The sequence below is a fragment of the Micromonospora sagamiensis genome, from assembly GCF_014680085.1.
Classification (GTDB): Bacteria; Actinomycetota; Actinomycetes; order Mycobacteriales; family Micromonosporaceae; genus Micromonospora; species Micromonospora inyonensis.
In genome coordinates, this window is record NZ_AP023438.1 from 208,106 (window position 1) to 229,276 (window position 21,171).

Here is a 21,171-nt window from a genome sequence, read left to right on the forward strand (position 1 = left end):
CGTTGTCTAGTAGCCATCAGCCCTTCTCCTCATCGAGTCGGTGACCGCGACGCAGGCTGACGGGCATGCGCTCGGTACTCGGAGGCCGCCCACGAGTTCGGGCAGATGCGGCGAAGGCTAATACTGGTATAGACCAATGGTCAAGGGTCTGCCCGAGGCCGGGACGGCAGGCTGACCTGCGGTGACCGCTCGGGTAGCAGCCGGCCACTGATGCAGCGGGCCTCGCCGTCGAGGCCGGCTGCCCCGTCCGGCAAGATCACGAAGTGTCACCGCCGTACTAGGGTGGCTGGCATGGGAAGCCCCGCGCCCGCCGACGGCGGCACCACGAACCGGAACCCGCTCACCCAGCTCACGCTCGACGAACTCCGGCAGCGCACGAGCGTGAAGTGGCGCATGCACCCATCCGACGTGCTCCCCCTCTGGGTCGCGGAGCAGGACGTGCCCCTCGCCGCGCCGGTGGCCGACGCGCTCCGCCGCGCGATCGACCTCGGTGACACCGGCTACGCGCACGGGACGACGTACGCCGAGGCGCTCGGCGAGTTCGCCGCCCGGCGCTGGGGCTGGCACGACGTCCGCGTCGACCACACCACGGTCGTGCCCGACGTGATGATGGGCATCGTCGAGGTGCTCCGGCTCGTCACCGACCCGGGCGACGCGGTGGTGGTCTGTTCCCCCGTCTACCCACCCTTCTACGCCTTCGTCAGCCACGCCGACCGGCAGGTGATCGAGGCCCCGCTCGGACCCGACCTACGGATGGACCACGCCGCTCTCGACGACGCCTTCCGCCGGGCCCGCGCCTGCGGCCGCCGACCGGCGTTCCTGCTGTGCAACCCGCACAACCCGACCGGTGTCGTCCACCGCCGCGACGAACTCGCAGCCGTCGCCGAACTGGCCGACCGGCACGGCCTACGGGTGATCTCCGACGAGATCCACGCCCCCCTGGTGCTTCCCGGGGCGCACTTCACGCCGTACCTCACGGTGCCCGGTGCCGAGAACGCGTTCGCCCTGGTGTCCGCCTCCAAGGCGTGGAACCTCGCCGGGCTCAAGGCAGCCCTCGCGGTCGCCGGGCCGCGGGCCGCCGCCGACCTGCACCGGATGCCGGAAGAGGTCGGCCACGGGCCCAGCCACCTGGGCGTCATCGCGCACACCGCCGCGTTCCAGGCCGGTGGGCCGTGGCTCGATCTCCTCCTCGACGGTCTCGACGCCAACCGCACGCTGCTGTCGACGCTGCTGGCCACGCACCTGCCGTCCGTCCGGTACCACCGCCCCGAGGGCACCTACCTCGCCTGGCTGGACTGCACCCCGCTGGGCCTCGCCACCGACCGGCCGGCCGGCGGGTCCGGGGTGGTCAGCGACCTCGCCGGCCCCGCGAGGATGTTCCTCGACCACGCGCGGGTCGCCCTCAGCTCCGGGCACGTCTTCGGTACCGGCGGCGATGGCTTCGTGAGGCTCAACTTCGCCACCTCGCCCGCGATCCTCACCGAGGCGGTCACCCGGATGGGCCGGGCCGTCGACACGCTCCGCCCGACGGCAGACTGAATACTGGTTCCAGGGCGTGAGTGCGAGGTGGCCGGCGCGTCCGGACGTCCTGCGTAGCGGGCGTCGGACAGACCGTGGGTCGGCACCCTCATCCCTTGACGCTTCCGGCGGCCATGCCCGACACGATGTAACGCTGCAGGAGCAGGTAGAGAGCCACGGCGGGCAGCGTGTAGATCATACCGACGGACATGACGGTCTGGACCGGTGTACTGATCTCCCCGATGAATCCGGCGAGCCCCACGGACATCGGCTGGAGTCCGGGGTCGGTAAGGAAGCTCACCGCGAAGATGTACTCGTTCCACCCGTGGAAGAACGCGATGACGGCTCCGGCTGCCATGGTGGGCGCCACGATGGGGACGATCACCCGCCACAGGGTGCTGACCGGTGAGCAGCCGTCGATCTTGGCGGCGTTGTCGAGGTCGCGTGGCACGGTGTCGATGGCGTTCTTCAGGATCCAGGTCACGACCGGCAGTACGAAGGCGGTGTTGCCCAGTACGAGCCCGCTGCGGGTGTCCAGCAGATCGAGCGTCTTGAACACCGACAACAGCGGCACGACGAGTACCGCCTCGGGGAGCATCTGGGTCACGAGGAGCCCGATACCGACGAGCACCTTGCCGCGGAAGTCGAACCGGGACATCGCGTAGGCGATCGGCACGGCGAGTGTCATCGTCAGGATCGTCGTTCCGGCGGCGATCAGTGCGCTGTTGGTGAGCCAGCCGACGATGGTCGTGTCGCTGAACACGGTGGCGAACGTGCCCAGTCCGGACAGGTCGGGCAACAGGGGCGGGCGGTCGCCGAACAGCTCGTCGTCGGTCCGGGTGGCGGTGACGAGCATCCAGTAGAACGGGAACACGGCGAGACCGACGAGGGCGAGCACGACCGTGACTGCTCCGGTCAGCCCCAGTCGGGGCTTGATTCCATGACGCATGGCTAGGCCGACTTCTCTGCTCGGTTGCTGACAACGAAGAAGATGACGGTGATCGTCAGTGAGATGACGACGCCCACGAACCCGACGGCAGCCGCATGCCCAAGCTCACGCTCGACGAAGCCCCGTCGATAGAGGTCGATGACCAGGGTGTTGGTGCTCCCCGCCGGGCCACCCTGGGTCATCAGCCAGATCAACTCGAAACGACGGATCGACCAGATGGTCATGAGCAGGGCAAGGATCGAGATCGTCGGCCGGATGACCGGCCAGGTGACGGCCCGGAAGCGTTGCGTCCAGGACGCGCCGTCGAGCAGCGCCGCCTCGTGGAGTTCGTCGGGGACGGCCTGGAGCGCGGCGAGGATGATCACGGCGGTGAAGGGGAACAGCTGCCAGATCGTGATGAAGAGGATCGTGCCCAGGGCTCGGGACGTGCTGTCGAGCCACTGACCGTCGCTGGGCGCGAGGCCGACACCGCCGAGGGCATCGTTCGCGACACCGTACTGGGGGTTGAAGATCCACGCCATCACGAGCGCGACGGCGACGGCCGGCGCCGCCCAGGGGATGATCAGAAGCGACCGCGCGACGCCGCGGCCCGTGAACTTGCGGTTCATCAGGAGCCCCGTGCCGAGTCCGAGAAGCATCGTTCCGGCGACACAGGCGACGACGTACACGATCGTCACGCGAACGGCGTCGAGGAAACCGGGATCGGCGAAGACGTCGCGGTAGTTCTCCAGGCCGACCAGGTCGATGCTCGTGGGGTTGAGCAGGCTGGTGTCGGAGAAGCTCAGCACGACCTGCTGAAGGAACGGGATGCCCTGAAACGCCACCAGGTAGATGACGGCCGGCGCCGCGAGGAGGTAGGGCAGCAGGCGCTCGCCCGCCCGTCGTCGCGGTGCCGGTTTCGGCCCGCCGACACGCTGGCGACCGCGCGTCGATGTCGCGTCGAGTACGGACATGTGTGGCTCGTTTCGTCGGGGGGACGGGCATACGCCCGGGGGGTTGGGGGGGACCGGCGGGACGGGGCTGGGAGTGGGGGGCGGCGCGGTGCCGCTCCCCCACTCCCCTGGGCGGCTATTCGCCGGCGATCTGTTTGGCCTTGTCCTGCGCGCCGTCGAGTGCCTGCTGGAGGTCGCCGCCCGACTGCAGCGCGTTGAGCACCGCCTGCACCACCGCGGAGCGGATCCGCGGCGTCTCGACCTCGAGCCCGGTCGGGATGAACGAACGTGCGTGGTCGCTCTGCGCGTCGAACACCTTGACGAACGGCGACTTGGTGAGTTCCTCCGTGGTCCGTTCCACACCGGTGGCGACCAGGCTTCCGCCGAGGAAGCCCTGGACGGTCGTCTGCGCTTCCTTGCCGAGGAACCAGCGCACGAACGCTTCGGCCGCCTCGGCGTTACGGGTGTTGGCGTTGATGCCGATGGCGGCCATCACCTGGCCGATGGACTGCGTCGGGAACGGTGCGGGCGCGGCGGCGATCGGGATGTCGGGGTTGGTGCCCCGAAGAACGGTGGGGATCCCGCCGTTGTCGATCATCATGGCCACCTTGCCCGATGCGAACATGCGGCGGTAGTCGGCGGCGGTCGAGCCCTTCGGGATGACGCCGGCCTGGTAGACGTCGGCGAATGCCTTGACACCGGCGACCGTCTGCGGGCTGTTGATCGTCGGGTTGCCGGCGTCGTCGCTCCACGCGCCGCCGGCGCCGTAGACGAAGTTGCTCAGGTCGTACCAGACCCCGGCCTCCTCGGCCTGGGTGGTCCGGAACGCGAATCCGAACCTGCCCGCCACGGTCTGCTCACGGGCGACCTGCTTGAACTCCTCGAACGTCGTCGGCGGCTTCTTCACGAGGTCGGGGTTGTAGATGAGCGCGTAGTTGGAGACGTCGAGTGGGACGCCCCACTGGTGGTCGTCCATGACGAGAGACTCGGAGGCCGCGGTGAGGTCGATGCCCTTCACGACGTCGTCCAGCGGGCGGATCAGCTTCGCGTCAGCCGCCTCGTAGATGTTCATCTGGTCGAACGCGATCACGTCGGGGCCCTTGCCCTGGCCGAGCTGGGTGAAGATGGTCGTGCCGAAGGACGCGAACGGGATGGAGACCGGTTTGATGACGTAGTCGTCCTGGCTGGCGTTGAACTTCTCCAGCAGAGCCGTCAACTGTGGGCCTCGCGTCGGCTCGCCGAGCATCGACGCGGCGAAGGTGATGGTCTTCGGGCCGTCGCTGTCGGAACTGGCGGAACCGCCGCAGCCAGCGAGAAGGGCGAGTGCGGTCACGGCGCAGATACTGACGCCGAGTCGGTGGTGTCGCATGCCTTACCTCTGATCTTCTCTGCCGCCAGGCACGCTGGCGAGGTGATCGGCAGGGTCAACGGGCGCACGGTGGGAACGGTCGAAGGCGTTGTCGACTGCCGCGTCGGACGATGATCCGGTGATCCGGATCGGGGGGATGGCACCGGCGGCCATCCGGGCGAAGTGCGCGGCGCCGAGGCTGGTGGCCTCGGAGATGTCCGGCAGTTCGTAGTCGCCGAGGTAACGGCGCTTGATCTCGCGGACCGCGTGGCTGGTCAGCCCGCCGCCGGTCATGATGCGTCGCCGTGCGGGGATCCCCGCCACGACGTCGAGTTGGTGGACCAGGTAGGCGGCGCGTTCCTGCACCGCCTCGATGACGGCTCTCCACACCTCGGCCCGGTCCGGTTCGTAGTCGATGTTGGTGAGCTGAGCCTGGTCGAGCCAGACGTTCGAGACGCGGGGTCCGTCGACCCGGGGGACCACGGCGAGCGCCGCCTGGTCCAGCGCCGGCAGCTCGTCGCGTTGGATTCCCATGAGCTTCAGGAACCGCCCCATGCCGATTCCGCTGCGCACGCTGGCCATGGCCTGCAGCCGGCCGGGGAACACGTCCCGGCCGACGGAGAGCTCGCGGTTCACGGCGTCCACCAGGCTGAGCGCGTTCCACGGGCGCTCGGGCAGGTGCCGGATGATCGCCTCGCCGGTGCCACACGAGTCGACGAGATCGGTGTCGTCGAGGGCACCCAGCCCGACCGCGGCCACGAGGTGGTCGAGGCCGGCGATGGTCACCTGCGCGCCGTGGATCCGGGCCGGCCCGGTCGTCACCCGGCCGATCGAGGTACCGGCCCCCACCCGGTCGGGCAGCAGGGTCGGCGGTACGCCCGCCCAGGCGCTGGTCTCCGCCGACTGGTGTCCGGAGACGACGTCGAGGAGGCCGGTGCGGCTGGCCAGCGACGCCTCGCCGGCGATCGTCCCGGTCAACCGGAACGCGAGCCACTCCTGGATGCTGAGCCAGCGGACCCATCGCGACAGCGGGGCGTACCGCCCGGCCAGCCAGGCGAACTTGAACAGCGACGGCTTGAGGTTCAGGGGTAGGCCGCTGCTGCCGGTGAACGCCTCCCGGCCGAGCGAGACGGCGAGCCGGTCGAGCTGGTCGGCGCCGTGCAGGTCGTACCAGGGCAGGCCGGGAGCCAGGACGTCGCCCTGCGCGCCCAGCGGTACGCCGGTCTCGCCGAACCCGGTGAGGCCGATGCCGACCACCCGGCGGGCCGGGTGGTCGTCGAGCACCGTCTCGAGGTGCTGGAACACCTCGTCGAGCAGCCGGTCCGGGGTGAGGATCGTGACGCCCGCCGTGCGCTCCCAGGGGGTGGCCCGAGAACTCAGCGCGACGGTGTTCCCGTCGGCGTCCACGATCTGGATCTTCGTGTACGTCGTGCCGACGTCGACGCCGAGATAGACCTCGTCGACCGCTCTGGTCATGGACGGTCCCCGGTCCCGCCCTCGAAGGCGTCCACGTACGACACGAACCGGCCGGCGATCTCCGCGCGGGCCTGCTCCGGGTCGAGCCGGCCGGCCATCAGCCCTTCCAGGCTCGGCGCCCACGTGCTGCGGCCGATCGCGAAGCCGGTGAAGCCGTCGGCCTGGCCGGCGGCGTGCAGCCACCGCAGGATCTGCGCGTCGTCGGCGCCACGGCCGAGCACGATGCACTCGACGTCGTCGCGGCCGTCCGCCCGCGCCTGTGCGGCGACCGCCTGGTACTGGTCGACGGTGACCAGGCCCTCGACCTTCCAGATGTCCGCTTCGATGCCGGCCTGCTGGTAGGCGCGGATGGTGTCCACCATGATCTGCGGGCGCAGCTCGGTGTCGAACCGCTCCCGGTCGTCGCCGACCTGCGCCAACTGCTCGGCGGAGGGGAGCACGAGCAGCTCCAGCATCAGCCGCTGGCGTCGCGGGGACACCCACTCCGAGAGCTGCCGGAGCCGGGAGATCGAGACGGCCAGGAAGTCGGCCGGCAGCGTCTCGTCGGCGATGGCGAGCACCTTCACGTGGTCCGGGTCGAACGCCTCGATGTGTACGTCGAACTGGTCGCCGTACTCCAGCTCGAAGACCCGTTGCAGGCTGCGCTCGGCCGGCATGGCCAGCAGGAAGCCTTTTTCGGCGACCTCCCGGGCGATGTCGGCGCCGTACTCCTCGTCGACGAGGACGCCGAGAGTCGACCGCTGCAGCCCGCGTGCTTCGATCGCGAGCGGCAACGACTCCCAGATGACGCGCTTGAGCGCGGAGTAGTCGACCGGCCGCCCCTGGTAGCTGCCCCCGTGCTCACCGAACATCTTGGTCAGCGAGGCGCGGTGGTCGAAGGCAAGCATGTACAACGTGCTCATCGGGTAGCTCCGATTCTCAAGGGGTGGCCGCCACGGCCACGGTCTTGACGCGGGTGTAGAAGGCGAGTCCGTCCAGGCCGTGCTCCTTGAACGCGGAACCGGACTCCTTGAACCCGCCGAACGCCTGGTGCACGTCCCAGCCGCTGGGGGCGAGGTTGACGACGACCTGGCCGGTCTCCATGCCGTGGACGAACGCCTCCGCCGCAGCCAGGTTGTTGGTGAAGATGCCCGACGCCAGTCCGTACGTCGTGTCGTTGGCGATGCCGATCGCCTCGTCCAGGTCGTCGAACGGCATGACCGCGACGACCGGGCCGAACACCTCGTCGGTCCAGATCCGCATGTCGGTGGTGACCCCCGTGACGACGGTCGGTGTGACGAAGCAGCCACGGGCCGCCGTCCCGTCGGCGAGTCGCTCGCCGCCGGCAGCGATGACCGCGCCCTGCTCGCGGGCGGTGCCGATCATGGTGAGCACCTTGTCGAGCTGGCGCTGGTTCACCACCGGGCCCATGGTCGTCGCCGCGTCGGCGGCCGGTCCGACGGCGACCGCGCCGGCGCGCGCGACGATCTGCTCCACGACCTCGTCGTAGCGGTCCCGGTGGACGAGGAGACGGCTCACCGCGGTGCACCGCTGACCGGTCTGGCCGAAGATCGACGGCAGCAGCACCTCGAGCGCCCGGGTCACATCGGCGTCGGCCATGATCACCGCCGCGTTCTTGCCGCCCATCTCCGTCTGCAGCCGGATGCCGGTGCCAGCGATCGCCCGGCCGAGGTGGCGGCCGGTCGCGGTGGAGCCGGTGAACGTGATCCCCGCGATGCGGGGATCGCGGACCAGGGTGTCGCCGATCTCCGCGACGTCGCCGGTGACCGTGTTGAAGGTCCCTGCGGGCAGCCCGGCGTCCTGCATCACCTGGGCAAGGAGCAACGCCACGGCGGGCGTGTCCGGGCTGGGCTTCAGGACCACGGTGTTGCCCTGGATCAACGCGGGTGCGGCCTTGCGGACCGGCACCATCAGCGGGTCGTTCCACGGTGTGATGGCGAGGACGACACCGATGGGCTCGTGTCGGGTCGTGGTCACCACCCCGGGGCGGCGGTCCGGCACGACGTCGCCGTGCGGGAGACGACCGACACCGGCGAAGAACTCCACCAGCTCGGCGCTGCGCTCGACCTCGATCGTCGCTTCGGCGCTGGTCTTGCCCATCTCGCGGCAGATCGTGTCCCGGAACTGGTCGGCCCGTTCCCGGATGAGCGCGGCGACGGCGAACAGGTGCTTGCCCCGCAGCACACTCGGCGTATTCCGCCAGGCCGGCAACGCGGCGGCGGCGGCGTCGACGGCCGACCGGGCCTCGTCCGCGGACATCCGGGGCACCACCGCGACGACGTCGGAGGAGTCCGCCGGGTTCGTCGACACGTCCGTGCCGGCCGCGCCGTCGACGTACGCCCCGTTCACGAGGTTGCGCAGGGTCAGGGTGTCGGTCTCGCTCATTTCTCCACGACCTCCCACGGGCCGGTCAGGTAGCGGTCGAGGGCCTCCTCGGCGAAGCCGAACCCCAGCCCCGGTGTCTGGTGCAGCCGGATGACGCCGCCGGACACCTCGAGCTGACGGTCGAGGAGCGCGTTGATGTTGTGGATGTCGTTGCCGACGAAGTACTCGACGAAGATCGCGGCCGGGAACGCGCCCACCATCGGCGCGTGCAGATCGTGGAACCAGTGCGGGGCGAGCGACGCACCGTAGGCGCTGGCCAGGTCGGCGATTCTCCGAAGCTCGCTCAGACCGCCGCAGACGGCCGCGTCGCACTGGAGGATCACCGCGGCCTCGGCGTCCAGCAGGCTCTTCGCCCGCCAGCGTCCGGCCTCGATCTCGCCCGTGGCGACGGTGATCGGCGTCGCCTTCGCCAGCCGCGCGTGGTTCTCGATGTCGTCGGGCCCGAACGGCTCCTCGATGAAGTACGGGTCGAACTCCTCCCAGCGACGCAGCGCGCGGACGGCACTCGGCAGGTCGCTCCACGCGTTGTTGGCGTCGAGCATCAGCACCCCCTCGGGGCCGATGACCTCTCGGGCCGCGGCGATACGGTCCCGGTCCTCCTCGACACCGACCCGCCCGACCTTGATCTTGAATGCCGAGAAGCCGAGGTCCTGGTAGCCCTGAAGCTCCGCCGCGAGCCCGTCGACGCCCTTTCCGTCGAGGTAGTAGCCGCCGGAGGCGTACGCCGGGACCTCGTCGGAGTGGCCACCCAGGTACTTGTGCAGCGGCATGGCGGCAGCGCGGGCGCTGCGGTCCCAGAGCGCGATGTCGAGGGCGGACAGGCCACGGACGACCGAGCCCACCCGACCGTGGAGCAGCGACTCCTGGTACATCGCCTGCCAGGCGCCCTCGATGAGGTCGGCGTCCCGGCCCAGCAGGACGGGAGCCAGCAGGTCGCGCACCGCCAGCGTGGCGATGTTGGCTCCGCTGTGTCCGGGGTAGCAGAAGCCGATTCCGGTCACACCGTCGTCGGCGGTGATCCGGACGAGCGTGTACTCACGATTGCTGATCGTCCGTCGCGCGATGCCCGTGACCCGTGGTAGGGGCACGACGGCGGTAGCGACCTCGATCCGGGTGATGACAGGCATGCAGATTGGTCCTCGTCGGCTCCGTGAGCGCCTTGGCGCGCTCGTCGATCGGGGCCAACGTAAGTGGGGCCTGGCCAGGCCGAATAGCAATCGCTAGTAACATTGATTTCCTCTATAGGAAATCCTGATGAAACAAGATCGCAGGGGGCTCACAGGTGGAGACTCGCTGGCTGGAGACCTTCGTGGCCGTGGCGGACCGGCGCGGTTTCGCCGCGGCGGCCGTCGAGTTGGGCGTGTCCCAGCCCACCGTGAGCGCCCAGATCGCCGCGCTGGAGAAAGAGTTCGGCGTGGCGCTCTTCGACCGTGACCGTCGCCCCATCGTCCTCACCGACCGTGGTCGCGCGCTGCTGGTCCACGCCCACGCGATCCTCGGAGAGATCGAGTCGGCACGAGGCAACGTCAGCGAGTCGGGCGGACGCAGACGGGGGGAGGTACGCCTGGGCACCTACCCGAGTGCGACGGCCGGCTACGTCCCCGAGCTGTTGACGGCATTCCGGGCGGTGTATCCGCTGATCCGGGTCCGGCTCGTCGAGCTGGGCGGCGCCCACCTGCACGACGCGGCGATCCATGGCGACGTCCAGCTGTTCCTCCGCCAGACGACGCCGCCTCTGTCGGAGACGGTCTTCCGCAGCCACCCGATGTGGCGGGAGAAGTTCAAGGTGGTCACGCCGGCGTATCACCCACTGGCCAGGTCCGACGAACCGCTAGCGCCCGCCCAGCTCCTCAAGCATCCGCTCATCATGACCGGCCGGTACGACACGGACGGCCTCCAGACCCACCCCCTCTGGTTCTCACTCCGACAGCCGCCCCCGTTGGTGTACCAGGTGAGCAACCCCCAGTCACTCGTCGCGCTGGTCGGCGCCGGCCTTGGTGTCGGGGTCACCACCCAGCTGGCCATGGACGTGTCCCGCACCGACAACCTGCATGTCCGCGACATCGACCATCCCGACGCCGTCCGTGACGTCCGGGTGTGGTGGCCACGGCAACGCCGCCTGCCGCTCCCCGCCCAGACCCTGCTGCAGTTCATGACCGACACCGCCGGCGTCCCCTACAACACCCTCGACACGCGCAAGGAACCCCGGCCCGCGTGATTCGGCCGTCGGCGCAACCGGCGAGCCCGGTCGACCCACCAGGGATCGACCGGGCTCGCCGGTTTGGATCAGATCAGACGAGGTCGAACCGGTCGAGTTCCATGACCTTGGTCCAGGCCGCGACGAAGTCCGTCACGAACTTGTCGCGCGCGTCCTGGCTGGCGTAGACCTCCGCGAGGGCCCGCAGCTGGGAGTTGGAGCCGAAGATGAGGTCGACCGCGGTGGCGGTCCACTTCACCTCGTCGGTGGCCAGGTCCCGGATCTCGTACACGTGCTCGTCGGACTTCGACGCCTTCCACCGGGTGCCCGGGGAGAGCAGGTTGACGAAGAACTCGTTGGTGAGCACGCCGGGCCGGTCGGTGAGGACGCCGTGCCGGGTGCCGCCGACGTTGGCCCCGAGGGAACGCAGGCCGCCGACGAGGACGGTCATCTCAGGCGCGGTCAGGTCGAGCATGTAGGCCCGGTCGATGAGCAGTACCTCCGGCTGCGTCTTCTCGCCGGGGCGCAGGTAGTTGCGGAACCCGTCGGCGCGCGGCTCGAGGACCCGGAAGGACTCGACGTCGGTCTGCTCCTGGGTGGCGTCGGTACGACCCGGACGGAACGGCACGGTCACCTCGACGCCGGCGTCACGCGCCGCCTTCTCGACGGCGGCCGAGCCGGCCAGCACGATCAGGTCCGCGAGCGAGATCTTCGCGCCGCCTGCGGAATTGAACTCCCGCTGGATGCCCTCGAGGGTCTCCAGAACCGTCGCGAGCTGCTCGGGCTGGTTGACCTCCCAGCCGCGCTGCGGCTCGAGCCGGATCCGCGCGCCGTTGGCACCGCCGCGCTTGTCGGTGGACCGGAAGCTGGCGGCCGAGGCCCAGGCGGTGGAGACCAGCTGGGCGGTCGTCAGGCCGGACTCCAGGACCTTCGCCTTGAGGGCGGCGACGTCGGCGTCACCCACCAACTCGTGGTCGACGGCCGGCACCGGGTCCTGCCACAGCTGGGGCTCCGGGACCCACGGACCGAGGAACCGGTCGACCGGACCCATGTCGCGGTGCAGCAGCTTGTACCAGGCCTTCGCGAACGCCAGCGCGAACTCGTCGGGGTTCTCCAGGAAGCGGCGCGAGATCTTCTCGTACGCCGGGTCGACGCGCAGTGAGAGGTCGGTCGTGAGCATCGTCGGCTTGTGCTTCTTCGACGGGTCGTGGGCGTCCGGGATGATCGCCTCGGCGTCCTTGGCGACCCACTGCTTCGCGCCGCCGGGGCTCGTGGTGAGCTCCCACTCGTAGCCGAAGAGGATCTCGAAGAACCGGTTGCTCCACTGCGTCGGCCGGTCGGTCCAGGTCACCTCGAGACCGCTGGTGATCGTGTCCCCGCCCTTGCCGCTGCCGTGGGTGCTCAGCCAGCCCAGGCCCTGCGCCTCCAGCGGGGCGGCCTCGGGCTCGGGGCCCACGTGGTCGTCGGCCACGCCGGCGCCGTGGGTCTTGCCGAAGGTGTGACCGCCGGCGATGAGGGCGACGGTCTCCTCGTCGTTCATCGCCATCCGGGCGAAGGTCTCACGGATGAAGTGCGCCGCCGCGAGCGGGTCCGCGTTGCCACGGGGGCCCTCCGGGTTGACGTAGATGAGACCCATCTCGGTGGCCCCGACGCCGGGCGCCATCTCCTTCTCGGAGGCGTAGCGCTCGTCGCCGAGCCAGGTGTCCTCCGGGCCCCAGAAGATCTCCTCGGGCTCCCAGACGTCCTCCCGGCCGAAGCCGAAACCGAAGGTCCTGAAGCCCATCGACTCCAGGGCGACGTTGCCGGCGAGCACGAGCAGGTCGGCCCAGGAGATCTTCTGGCCGTACTTCTGCTTGACCGGCCAGAGCAGCCGGCGGGCCTTGTCCAGGTTCGCGTTGTCCGGCCAGCTGTTGAGCGGGGCGAACCGCTGGCCACCGTCGCCGGCGCCGCCGCGACCGTCCTCGATGCGGTAGGTGCCCGCGGCGTGCCAGCTCATCCGGATCATCAGGCCGCCGTAGTGGCCGAAGTCGGCCGGCCACCAGTCCTGCGAGGTGGTGAGGACCTGGACGATGTCCTGCTTGAGGGCCTCGACGTCGAGCTTGGCGAACTCCTTGGCGTAGCTGAAGTTCTCCCCCAGCGGGTTGCCCTTGGACGAGTGGGCATGCAACACCGAGAGGTCGAGCTGGTTGGGCCACCAGTCCCGGTTGGTACGCGGACGACCGCCGGTCTTCGGGGCCGGCGAGTCGATCGCCGGGTTCTCGCTCTCGCTGCCGTGCGCGGTCACCGAGTCGTGCGCGACCGGGCAGCCGGCCGCTGCCTTCTCGTCCACGCCCTGCGCGCTGGCGGGGACGTTGTCCTGGGTGTCGCTCATCTGCTTCCTTCCGACTGGCGGATCACTGGGAGGTGCGTTCGGTCGCACAGTCGGGGCAGGTGCCCCAGTAGACGACCTCCGCCTCGTCGACCGTGAAGCCGTGGTCGTCGGAGGCGGTGAGACAGGGGGCATGGCCGACGGCGCAGTCGACGTCGGCGATCGCGCCGCAGGAGCGGCACACGACATGGTGGTGGTTGTCCCCCACCCGGGACTCGTACCGGGCGGTCGCACCGGCCGGCTGGATGCGCCGCACCAGGCCGGCGTCGGTGAGCGCCCGCAACACGTCGTACACCGCCTGGTGGGAGACGGTGGGCTGGTCCGCCCGGACCAGCGCGATCACGGTGTCGGTGTCGACGTGCGGATGGTCGCGCAGCGCGGCGAGCACCGCCAACCGGGGCCGGGTCACGCGCAACGAGACCGCCCGAAGCTGGGTCTCGAAGTCGGACGTCATGTGTTGAACATAGCCCAGTTTTGGAATGAATCAAGTTTTGTTTCGACTCGGCCCGCACGCGGACCAGAGCGGTCACCCGGCGCCGGACAGCTCCATCGCGACGTCGAGCTCGCGCTGCTTCGCCGGGGACAGGGCGCCGATCCGCTCGACGAGGTACTCCCGGCCGAGGGACAGCGTCCAGGTGCAGAAGACCTTTCCGTCCATGGGCAGCGCCACCCGCACGACACCCTCCTCGGCGAGGCCTTCCTGCGTCCCGAAGAAGACCTCGACGCCGATCGCCCGCGCGTCCGCCCCGGCCGCCTCGACGATGCGGCGCCGCTCAGCAGGGTCCGCCGCCTGCTCACCGGACATCAGCACGAACCCCTGCCGCTCGGCCGGCGTGGCCGGGGCGACGATCTGCACGGCCCGGAACTCCGGCCCCGCACCACCCGACAGCAGCACGACCGGTCGTGTGCCGTCGAACCGGGCCCACCAGAGCTCGCCGCGTTCCACACGCCGAACCTACTCCCGGTCCTCCCCCGGCGTCACGTCCCGGCCGCGCTCGCCCTGGTGGAGCAGTTGGCCGCCGCGTTCAGATCCGCTCGTAGACCAGCGTCGCGCCGATCCAGGTCTGCGTGACGGTCAGGGCGGCAAGATCCGTCGGCTCGGTCTCCAACGGGTCCGCGGACAGGAGGACGAAATCGGCGAACTTACCCACCTCGATCGAGCCGATCCGGTCCTCCCAGCCGATCGAGAACGCCGACCACTCGGTGTACATCCGCAGCGCCTCCTCGATCGTGACCGCCTCCTGGGCGGCCAGCACGTCACCGTCGTTGGTCCGCCGGGTGACGGCGGCCTGCATCGCCGGGAAGGGGTCGTGCTGGTCGGCGGTGATACCGATCGCATCGGAGTTGCCCGGGATCGGCAGGCCGTGGTCGATCAGCGTCCGGAACGGCATCACCGTCCCGATCCGGTCGGTGCCCAGGTGCGCGACGTATCCGGCCGCGGTGGTCATGATGAAGGCCGGCTGCGGAACGGGGACGACTCCGGAGGCGGCCAGCCGCTTGATCCGTTCGTCGGTCATGAACATGTTGCCCGCGTGCTCGATGCGGTGCCGGGCGACGCCGTGCCGCTCGGGCGGCAGCGCCAACGCGCCGTCGAGAGCCTGGTCCAGGGCACGGTCGCCGATCGCGTGCATGGCGATCTGGAGGCCCGCCTCGTCGGCGGTGGCGATCAGAGCGGCGACCTCCTTGTCGGGGAACGCCAGCTCGCCACGGTAGCCGGGCTGGCCGGGGTAGTCCCCGTGCAGGGCGGCCGCCCCTGCGGTGAGCCCGCCGTCGAGGAAGACCTTGAAACCGACCATCGCGAGGTGGTCCGGGTCGAGGGCGTCGATGCGGTCCCTGGTACGGCCGGTGCGTACGTCCTCGGCCGACAGCACCGCCTCCAGCTTCGGGTACAGCGCGGCGCGCAGCACCAGCTCACCGTCGGCAGCGAGCGCGGCGATCGCTTCCAGCCCCTCGCGGTGCAGGGGGATGTCGCCGACGGTGGTGACGCCGACGGCGAGATACCGTTCCTGCACCCGTCTGATGGCCGCCGCGAGTTCCTCGACCGTCGGTTGCGGGCCGCCGAGCGGCTCGAACATGTCGTAGGTGCGGCCGGTGGCGACGCCGGTGGCCGGGTCACGCTCGATCCGGCCGCCGGGCGCGTTCGGGGTGTCGTCGTCGACACCCAGCAACTCCAGGGCCAGGGAGTTGAAGACGTTGATGTGGTAGCTCGCCCGGTACATCACCGGGTGGGTGGTGCTGACCCGGTCCAGGTCGTGGCGGTCGGGATAGCGCCCCTCGGCGAGCTTGAGATTCTGGTAGTGCTGCCCCTGACCGAGGATCCACTCGCCGGCGGGCGTGGCGCCGGCGCGCTCCGCGAGGACGGAGACGATCTCCTCGACGCTCGACACCCGGGACGAGCGGCAGTCGGCGGCCAACTCCCAGGCATAGGCGAGCAGTTCCAGGTGGGAGTGGCAGTCCACCAGTCCGGGGATCACCACCGCACCGGCCAGGTCGACGACCCGCGCCCCTGCGGCCCCCGCGAGAATCTCCTCCGTCGTCCCGACCGCCACGATCCGGCCGTCCTCGGCGCGAAACGCCTCGGCGACGGTTCCCGCCTGGTCCATCGTGCGGACCCGACCGCCGACGAAGCACACTGTCTCTGTTGGCACTGCTCTACCTCTTTCCGGGCATGGTTGTCGAGCCGCCGTCGTGGATGGGGCCGACGGTGGCGGATCAGGGGCTGCTTCAGCGGACGGCGGGCATCTGCACGGTCTTGGTCTCCAGGTACTCCTCGACGCCGAGCCGCCCGCGCTCCCGTCCGAGGCCACTGCTGCGCATACCACCGAACGGCAGGGCCGGCTCGCTGACCAACGGAGCGTTGACGCCGACCGAGCCCGCCTTGAGCTTGCGGGCCACCGCCGTCGCGGCGGCCTGGTCACCGCCGAACACGTACGCCGCGAGGCCGTACTCGGTGGCGTTGGCCAACCGGACGGCTTCGTCGACGTCGGCGCAGCGGATGACGCTGAGCACCGGGCCGAAGAACTCCTCGCCGAGCACGGCGGGCTGGCTCCTCCCCTCGGCGGTCAGCAGCGTCGGCGCCAGGAACGCGCTCGCCTCGTTCTCGGCGGTCCTGGCACCGCCCGTGACGAGCGTCGCGCCGCCCGCCACGGCCTCGGCCACCTGCGCCTCGATCCGTCCCACCGCCGCGTGGTCGATGAGCGGGCCCATCGTGGTCGCCGGGTCGCGCGGGTCGCCGAGGACGATCTGGTCGACCGCCGCGGTGAGTTCGGCGACCAGGTCGCCGGCCGTCGACTCGACGACGTACACCCGGTTGGCCGCCATGCACGCCTGCCCGGAGTTGAGGAACCGGGCCCGGACCAGGTCACGCGCGGTCCGCACGACGTCCGCGTCGGGCAGCACCACTGCGGCGGCGTTGCCGCCCAACTCGAGCAGGACCCGCTTGATCGACGACGCGGCCTTGCGCATGACGAGTTCGCCCACCCGGCGCGACCCGGTGAGGCTGACGCACGCGACCTCGGGGGCGTCCAGCAGGGTGTCGCTGACCCGCTGCGGATCGCCGGCCACGACGACGTTCAGCACACCGGAGGGGAGGCCCGCCTCCTCGAAGCAGCGGGCGATGGCCAGCGCGGTGAGCGGCGTCTGCGGGGCCGGTTTGAGCACGACCGTGCAACCGGCCGCCAGCGCGGCACCGACCTTGCAGGCCACCATGAACGCCGGGAAGTTCCACGGCGTGATCGCCAGGACCACCCCGATCGGCTCGTGCAGCACGAGGGCGTCGCGTCCGGGCGCGACGTCGGACCAGGCTTCGCCGGGCAGACGCAGCGTCTCGTGGCTGAACCACTCGAAGAAGCGGACCGTGTTGCGGGCCTCGCCGATCCCCTCCTGCAACGGCTTGCCGGTCTCCGCGCTGATGAGCTCACCGATGGCCTCGACCCGCTCCCCCAGCAGGTCGGTCGCCCGGCTGAGGACCTCGAAACGCTGCCAGCCGGTCGCCGACGACCACCCGTCGAGGGCAGCCGCGGCCGAGGCGACCGCCGTGGCGGCCTGGCCGGCGTCGGCGTCACCGACCGCGCAGATGGTGGCACCGGTGGCCGGGTCGTGGACCTCGAACGTGTCCGGGGAGGTCACCCAGGTGCCGCCGATCCACGAACCCGGGCTGTCGCCGACGAGTTGTGCGACCAGGTCGGCCGACCGGCTGCTCACCGGGTGCCCTCGGCACCGCAGGCGGCGTACTCGGCCTCGCCGACCTCGCCGGTCCACTCGACGTCGCCGAAGTGGAACACCATCTGGACCAGCTGGGCGGACGCGGTGGCACCGTGCCAGTGCTCGACCCCGGGCTCGGTCCAGACGACGTCACCCGGACGCATCACCACCACCTCGCCGCCGCGTTCCTGGATCCAGCCCTCCCCGGAGACGGTGTAGAGCATCTGGCCGCCGGGGTGCCGGTGCCAGTGCGTACGCGACCCGGGCGCGAAGAACATGTTGAGGGCGCGGGTCCCCCCGTCGGCCAGGACGATGTCCGACCAGACCTGTCCCGTCGTGGTCGCCGACCGCATGGCCGACACCCGGTCCGCAGGAATGCCTCGTCCGATGATCATCGTGCTCCTTGGTTCGTGGGTCGGGTCAGTCGGTGGTACGGCGGAGGTCGGCCAGCAGGCGGTTGCTCGCGTTGTAGCCGGTGACACCGCTCATGAAGTTGCCCGGCCAGTTGCCGACGCCGGTCAGGTAGAGCCCCTCGACCGGGGTCCGGTAGTCGGCGCAGCCCGGGATCGGGCGGGAGTCGAAGATGTGCCCGGGCACGATGTCGCCGTGGGCGCCGTTGCCTTCGACGAGGGCGAACTCGCGTTCGAGGTCCAGCGGCGAGTAGACGTGCACGTCGGCGAGGATCCCGGACAGGTTCGGGATGTGCTGCTCCAACGTGCTGACCACCGCCTTGCCCAGGTCGTCGCGCTGCTCGTCCCAGGTGCCCTCGGCCAGGTGGTACGGCACGCCGCGGACGCTGATGCTCACGAAGTGACATCCCGGCGGGGTCAGCGAGGGGTCGTGCGCCGAGTCCATCATCGCGGTGACGGTGGGTCGCTTGCTCCAGCGCCCGAGCACCGCCTCGTTGTAGGCGTTCTGGAGCACGTCGATGCTGGCCGCGATCCGGAAGTTGGTGCCGAGGAAGAGACGGTTCTCCTCCTCGTCCCGCGCGGCGGCGAACCGTGGGGTCCCGTCGAGCGCGAGGTGGACCTTGGCGGAGGTGCCCTTCATGCTGACCGACCTGGCCAGGTCGTACAGGTCCGCTCCGATGTCCTCGGGTCCGACCAGCTGGGTCAGGGTCAGCTTCGGGTTCGCGTTGGAGACGACCCGGGGGGCGCGGAACTCGCGCCCGTCGCGCAGGGCGACACCGACGACCCGCTGGTCCTGGCAGAGGATGCGCTCGACCTGTACGCCGGTGAGGATCGTCGCGCCGTGGGCGCGGGCGGAATCCGCCATCGCGCCGGTCACGGCGCCGATGCCGCCCAGCGGCGCGGCGTTGCGCATCATCAGCTCGTTGTCGTCGTGGCTGCCGACACTGCGGAGCGACTCCTCCCACAGCGGCCGCTGGAGCAGCAGGTAGCCGCTGCCCGGTGTCCTCGGGCCGACGAAGTTGGTGGCGACCGCGGTGCCGGCGAAGAACGCCTGTAGCTGCGGCGACGAGAGCCGCTCCTCGAGGATGTCCGCGACCGGACCGAACATGATCGACTCGAAGTCGCGGCGCTGGCGCGGGGTGGTGAAGCGCGCGGCCACCTCGGCGAACGACGGCGGCGGGTCGTAGAAGGAGACCTTCATCTGCCGGGCCACCGAGGCGTACAGCTCGATGACCGAGGCGTAACCGGCGAGGTCCGCGTCCCCGTGCGCGAACTGCGCCATGGCCGCCCGGCGCTTGGCCCGGTCCGGCCACGCCGGCAGGGCCCGGCCGTCCTCGAAGAGGGTCAGGGATCCGAGCGACGGGTGGGCGAAACGGAGCCCGTGCTTCTCCAGTTCGAGTTCCCGGGCGATGCGCGGGTCGAGGCTGTGGCTCGCGTTGGCCACGCTGCTCCCCCGGTACCCCGGGAAGATCTCCTCGGTGACGCAGGTGCCCCCCACGACGTCGCGGCGCTCCAGGGCGAGCACCCGCAGCCCGGCCCGCGCCAGGTATCCGGTGGCCACCAGGCCGCTGTGCCCGGTCCCGACGACGATCACGTCGTACGCCTGCTCCATCCGCTTCCTCCCGTTCCGTCGCCGTTGGCAGGTCAGCCGAGCGGGCTGATACGTCGAGCCGAGATGCGCCAGCCCGCGTCGGTGCGGGTCACCGTGTCGCGGTAGATCGCGGCGGTGACCTCCCCTCCCGCCCGCAGGGCGAGCGCCTTGCTGTCGCATTCGGCGGTGTCGTCGTCGACGCCGTTCACCACCACGTTCGTGATGTGGTGACTGACCGCGGGCGTCGCGATCGCCTGGAACGCCGCGATCACGGCATCGAGCCCGCTGGCGGTGAGACGGCCCGGGTTGTCGAAGGAGATCTCGGGCGCGAACACCTCCCCGAGCCGGTCGTACTCCCGGGTGTCGAGGAGGTAGGCGACCCGGTTGAGGACTTCCTCGATCGCTCGGGCATCGGCCGGGTTCACGGGTTGGTTGCTCACTGGACTCCTTCGGATGTTCCGTACAGTGGAAGTCCGACTTCCGTACCATAGGATGCCCTCGAATCGGAACCCGGTCAAGCGCCACTGCGGCATCCGCGCGGACGGTCGGAAGAAGACCCCGAAGGAGATCTCGAATGACGATGCGTGAGCAGACCCGTGTCGACCGGACCTGGGTCGACGAGGCGATCCGCCGCGTCGAGGCCGACGCCAACCGCAGCTCCGACACCCACCTGCTGACGTTCGACCTGCCCGGTCGGCACGGCGTCGACGTCTACCTGAAGGACGAGTCCTCACACCCGACCGGCAGCCTCAAGCACCGGCTCGCCCGCTCACTCTTCCTGTACGCGCTGTGCAACGGCTGGATCGGCCCGACCACGACGGTGGTCGAGGCCTCCAGCGGCTCGACCGCGGTCTCCGAGGCCTACTTCGCCCGCCTGCTGAACCTGCCGTTCATCGCCGTCGTCCCGGCCACGACCAGTCCCACCAAGCTCGAACTCATCGAGTGGCACGGCGGGCGCTGCCAGATGGTGGATCATCCGGGGCAGGTGTACGACGAGGCGCGGCGGCTCGCCGCCGAGCTCGACGGCCACTATCTCGACCAGTTCACCTACGCCGAGCGGGCCACCGACTGGCGCGGCAACAACAACATCGCCGAGTCTATCTTCGAGCAGATGTCCGGCGAGGCGCGACCGGTGCCGACCTGGATCGTCGCCAGCGCCGGGACCGGCGGAACGGCGGCGACCATCGGGCGCTACCTCCGCTACCGGCGGCACCCCACCCGACTGCTGGTGCCGGATCCCGAGAATTCGGTCTTCCTCGACGCCTGGCGCCTCGGCGACCGCGGACTGCGGTCGACCAGCGGCTCCCGGATCGAGGGGATCGGTCGCCCCCGGGTCGAGCCGTCCTTCGTGCCCGAGGTGATCGACGAGATGGTCCGGGTGCCGGACGCGGCGTCGGTCGCGGCGATGCTCTGGACCTCGCGCCGCCTGGGCCGCCGGGTCGGACCCTCGACCGGTACCAGCATGTGGGCGACCCTCCAGCTCGTCGCCGAACTGCAACGTAACGGCGAGCGGGGCAGCGTGGTGAGCCTGATCTGCGACGGCGGCGAGCGGTACGCCTCGACGTACTACGACCCGTCCTGGCGGGCGGAGCACGGTTTCGACGTGACGCCGTACGCCGCCGCCCTGGACGAGTACGAGCGTTCGGGGTCCCTCGCCAGCGTCATCGCAGAAAAGCCCAGCTACAGCTCTTGACAGCCCACCGCCCAGGCCACCAGCATCTGCAATGGAAGTCACACTTCCATGGTGTGGAAGCTTACTCCGAGGTGGTCCAGTCACTCAATCCGGCCGCGATG

At 70.2% G+C, this 21,171-nt stretch carries 18 protein-coding genes; 3 read left to right on the forward strand and 15 right to left on the reverse strand.

The window, feature by feature from the left end:
* Positions 1–291: 291 nt before the first annotated feature.
* A complete protein-coding gene (locus IGA62_RS00725; RefSeq protein ID WP_145817151.1) occupies positions 292–1,539 on the forward strand; it encodes a MalY/PatB family protein in 1,248 nt (415 codons plus the stop codon).
* Between the two features lie 88 nt (positions 1,540–1,627).
* Here the strand turns inward: IGA62_RS00725 and IGA62_RS00730 are convergent, their stop codons facing one another.
* The 7 genes from IGA62_RS00730 to IGA62_RS00760 form a co-directional block, all read right to left on the reverse strand.
* Positions 1,628–2,467, reverse strand: a complete 840-nt coding sequence (locus IGA62_RS00730; RefSeq protein WP_145817149.1) for a carbohydrate ABC transporter permease — start codon at positions 2,465–2,467, stop codon at positions 1,628–1,630.
* Between the two features lie 2 nt (positions 2,468–2,469).
* Positions 2,470–3,420, reverse strand: a complete 951-nt coding sequence (locus tag IGA62_RS00735) for a carbohydrate ABC transporter permease (RefSeq protein ID WP_145817147.1) — start codon at positions 3,418–3,420, stop codon at positions 2,470–2,472.
* 115 nt (positions 3,421–3,535) lie between these two features.
* Positions 3,536–4,732 (reverse strand): ABC transporter substrate-binding protein, encoded by a 1,197-nt coding sequence (locus IGA62_RS00740; RefSeq protein ID WP_186499793.1) that lies wholly within the window; start codon positions 4,730–4,732, stop codon positions 3,536–3,538.
* A 39-nt stretch (positions 4,733–4,771) separates the two neighbouring features.
* Entirely contained in the window at positions 4,772–6,223 is a 1,452-nt protein-coding gene (locus IGA62_RS00745) for an FGGY-family carbohydrate kinase (RefSeq protein ID WP_145817143.1), read from the reverse strand.
* Entirely contained in the window at positions 6,220–7,125 is a 906-nt protein-coding gene (locus IGA62_RS00750) for a 2-deoxy-5-keto-D-gluconate 6-phosphate aldolase domain-containing protein (RefSeq protein WP_145817141.1), read from the reverse strand. Before IGA62_RS00750 ends, IGA62_RS00745 begins: the two co-directional genes overlap by 4 nt.
* 16 nt (positions 7,126–7,141) lie before the next feature.
* Complete coding sequence (locus tag IGA62_RS00755) at positions 7,142–8,608, reverse strand: aldehyde dehydrogenase family protein (protein ID WP_145817139.1); 1,467 nt, start codon at positions 8,606–8,608, stop codon at positions 7,142–7,144.
* Positions 8,605–9,735 carry a mandelate racemase/muconate lactonizing enzyme family protein gene (locus tag IGA62_RS00760; RefSeq protein WP_145817137.1) on the reverse strand — a complete coding sequence of 377 codons (1,131 nt, stop codon included), beginning with the start codon at positions 9,733–9,735 and terminating at the stop codon, positions 8,605–8,607. The genes IGA62_RS00755 and IGA62_RS00760 overlap by 4 nt, the downstream gene beginning before the upstream one ends.
* Positions 9,736–9,890: 155 nt before the next feature.
* Between IGA62_RS00760 and IGA62_RS00765 the strand changes: the two genes are divergently transcribed.
* Positions 9,891–10,826, forward strand: a complete 936-nt coding sequence (locus IGA62_RS00765) for a LysR family transcriptional regulator (RefSeq protein ID WP_145817135.1) — start codon at positions 9,891–9,893, stop codon at positions 10,824–10,826.
* 73 nt (positions 10,827–10,899) lie between these two features.
* Here IGA62_RS00765 and katG read toward each other — a convergent pair whose 3' ends face one another.
* From katG to IGA62_RS00805, 8 genes are all read right to left on the reverse strand, one after another.
* Positions 10,900–13,176, reverse strand: coding sequence for a catalase/peroxidase HPI (gene katG, locus IGA62_RS00770; protein ID WP_145817132.1), 2,277 nt, complete (start codon positions 13,174–13,176; stop codon positions 10,900–10,902).
* Between the two features lie 22 nt (positions 13,177–13,198).
* Positions 13,199–13,627, reverse strand: a complete 429-nt coding sequence (locus tag IGA62_RS00775) for a Fur family transcriptional regulator (RefSeq protein ID WP_145817130.1) — start codon at positions 13,625–13,627, stop codon at positions 13,199–13,201.
* Between the two features lie 72 nt (positions 13,628–13,699).
* Entirely contained in the window at positions 13,700–14,119 is a 420-nt protein-coding gene (locus IGA62_RS00780) for a type II toxin-antitoxin system PemK/MazF family toxin (RefSeq protein WP_145817127.1), read from the reverse strand.
* 79 nt (positions 14,120–14,198) lie between these two features.
* Positions 14,199–15,776, reverse strand: coding sequence for an amidohydrolase (locus IGA62_RS00785; RefSeq protein WP_145817125.1), 1,578 nt, complete (start codon positions 15,774–15,776; stop codon positions 14,199–14,201).
* A gap of 121 nt (positions 15,777–15,897) precedes the next feature.
* Positions 15,898–17,376 carry an aldehyde dehydrogenase family protein gene (locus IGA62_RS00790; protein ID WP_186499792.1) on the reverse strand — a complete coding sequence of 493 codons (1,479 nt, stop codon included), beginning with the start codon at positions 17,374–17,376 and terminating at the stop codon, positions 15,898–15,900.
* Positions 17,373–17,771, reverse strand: coding sequence for a cupin domain-containing protein (locus tag IGA62_RS00795; RefSeq protein ID WP_145817121.1), 399 nt, complete (start codon positions 17,769–17,771; stop codon positions 17,373–17,375). Before IGA62_RS00795 ends, IGA62_RS00790 begins: the two co-directional genes overlap by 4 nt.
* 25 nt (positions 17,772–17,796) lie before the next feature.
* Positions 17,797–19,398, reverse strand: a complete 1,602-nt coding sequence (locus IGA62_RS00800; RefSeq protein WP_145817119.1) for a phytoene desaturase family protein — start codon at positions 19,396–19,398, stop codon at positions 17,797–17,799.
* A 32-nt stretch (positions 19,399–19,430) separates the two neighbouring features.
* On the reverse strand, positions 19,431–19,802 hold the full coding sequence (locus tag IGA62_RS00805; protein ID WP_186499791.1) for a nuclear transport factor 2 family protein: 372 nt from the start codon (positions 19,800–19,802) through the stop codon (positions 19,431–19,433).
* 149 nt (positions 19,803–19,951) lie between these two features.
* On the opposite strand from IGA62_RS00805, the gene IGA62_RS00810 reads away from it, so the two are divergent.
* The gene (locus IGA62_RS00810) at positions 19,952–21,070 is read left to right on the forward strand and encodes a PLP-dependent cysteine synthase family protein (RefSeq protein WP_377465667.1); all 1,119 of its coding nucleotides are present in this window, start codon (positions 19,952–19,954) and stop codon (positions 21,068–21,070) included.
* Positions 21,071–21,171: the final 101 nt, after the last annotated feature.

Coding starts and splice junctions, on each gene's coding strand:
- IGA62_RS00725 (WP_145817151.1), top strand. CDS start 292: ATGGGAAGCCCCGCGCCCGCCGACGGCGGCACCACGAACCGGAACCCG.
- IGA62_RS00730 (WP_145817149.1), bottom strand. CDS start 2,467: ATGCGTCATGGAATCAAGCCCCGACTGGGGCTGACCGGAGCAGTCACG.
- IGA62_RS00735 (WP_145817147.1), bottom strand. CDS start 3,420: ATGTCCGTACTCGACGCGACATCGACGCGCGGTCGCCAGCGTGTCGGC.
- IGA62_RS00745 (WP_145817143.1), bottom strand. CDS start 6,223: ATGACCAGAGCGGTCGACGAGGTCTATCTCGGCGTCGACGTCGGCACG.
- IGA62_RS00750 (WP_145817141.1), bottom strand. CDS start 7,125: ATGAGCACGTTGTACATGCTTGCCTTCGACCACCGCGCCTCGCTGACC.
- IGA62_RS00755 (WP_145817139.1), bottom strand. CDS start 8,608: ATGAGCGAGACCGACACCCTGACCCTGCGCAACCTCGTGAACGGGGCG.
- IGA62_RS00760 (WP_145817137.1), bottom strand. CDS start 9,735: ATGCCTGTCATCACCCGGATCGAGGTCGCTACCGCCGTCGTGCCCCTA.
- katG (WP_145817132.1), bottom strand. CDS start 13,176: ATGAGCGACACCCAGGACAACGTCCCCGCCAGCGCGCAGGGCGTGGAC.
- IGA62_RS00775 (WP_145817130.1), bottom strand. CDS start 13,627: ATGACGTCCGACTTCGAGACCCAGCTTCGGGCGGTCTCGTTGCGCGTG.
- IGA62_RS00785 (WP_145817125.1), bottom strand. CDS start 15,776: ATGGACCAGGCGGGAACCGTCGCCGAGGCGTTTCGCGCCGAGGACGGC.
- IGA62_RS00795 (WP_145817121.1), bottom strand. CDS start 17,771: ATGATCATCGGACGAGGCATTCCTGCGGACCGGGTGTCGGCCATGCGG.
- IGA62_RS00800 (WP_145817119.1), bottom strand. CDS start 19,398: ATGGAGCAGGCGTACGACGTGATCGTCGTCGGGACCGGGCACAGCGGC.
- IGA62_RS00810 (WP_377465667.1), top strand. CDS start 19,952: ATGACGATGCGTGAGCAGACCCGTGTCGACCGGACCTGGGTCGACGAG.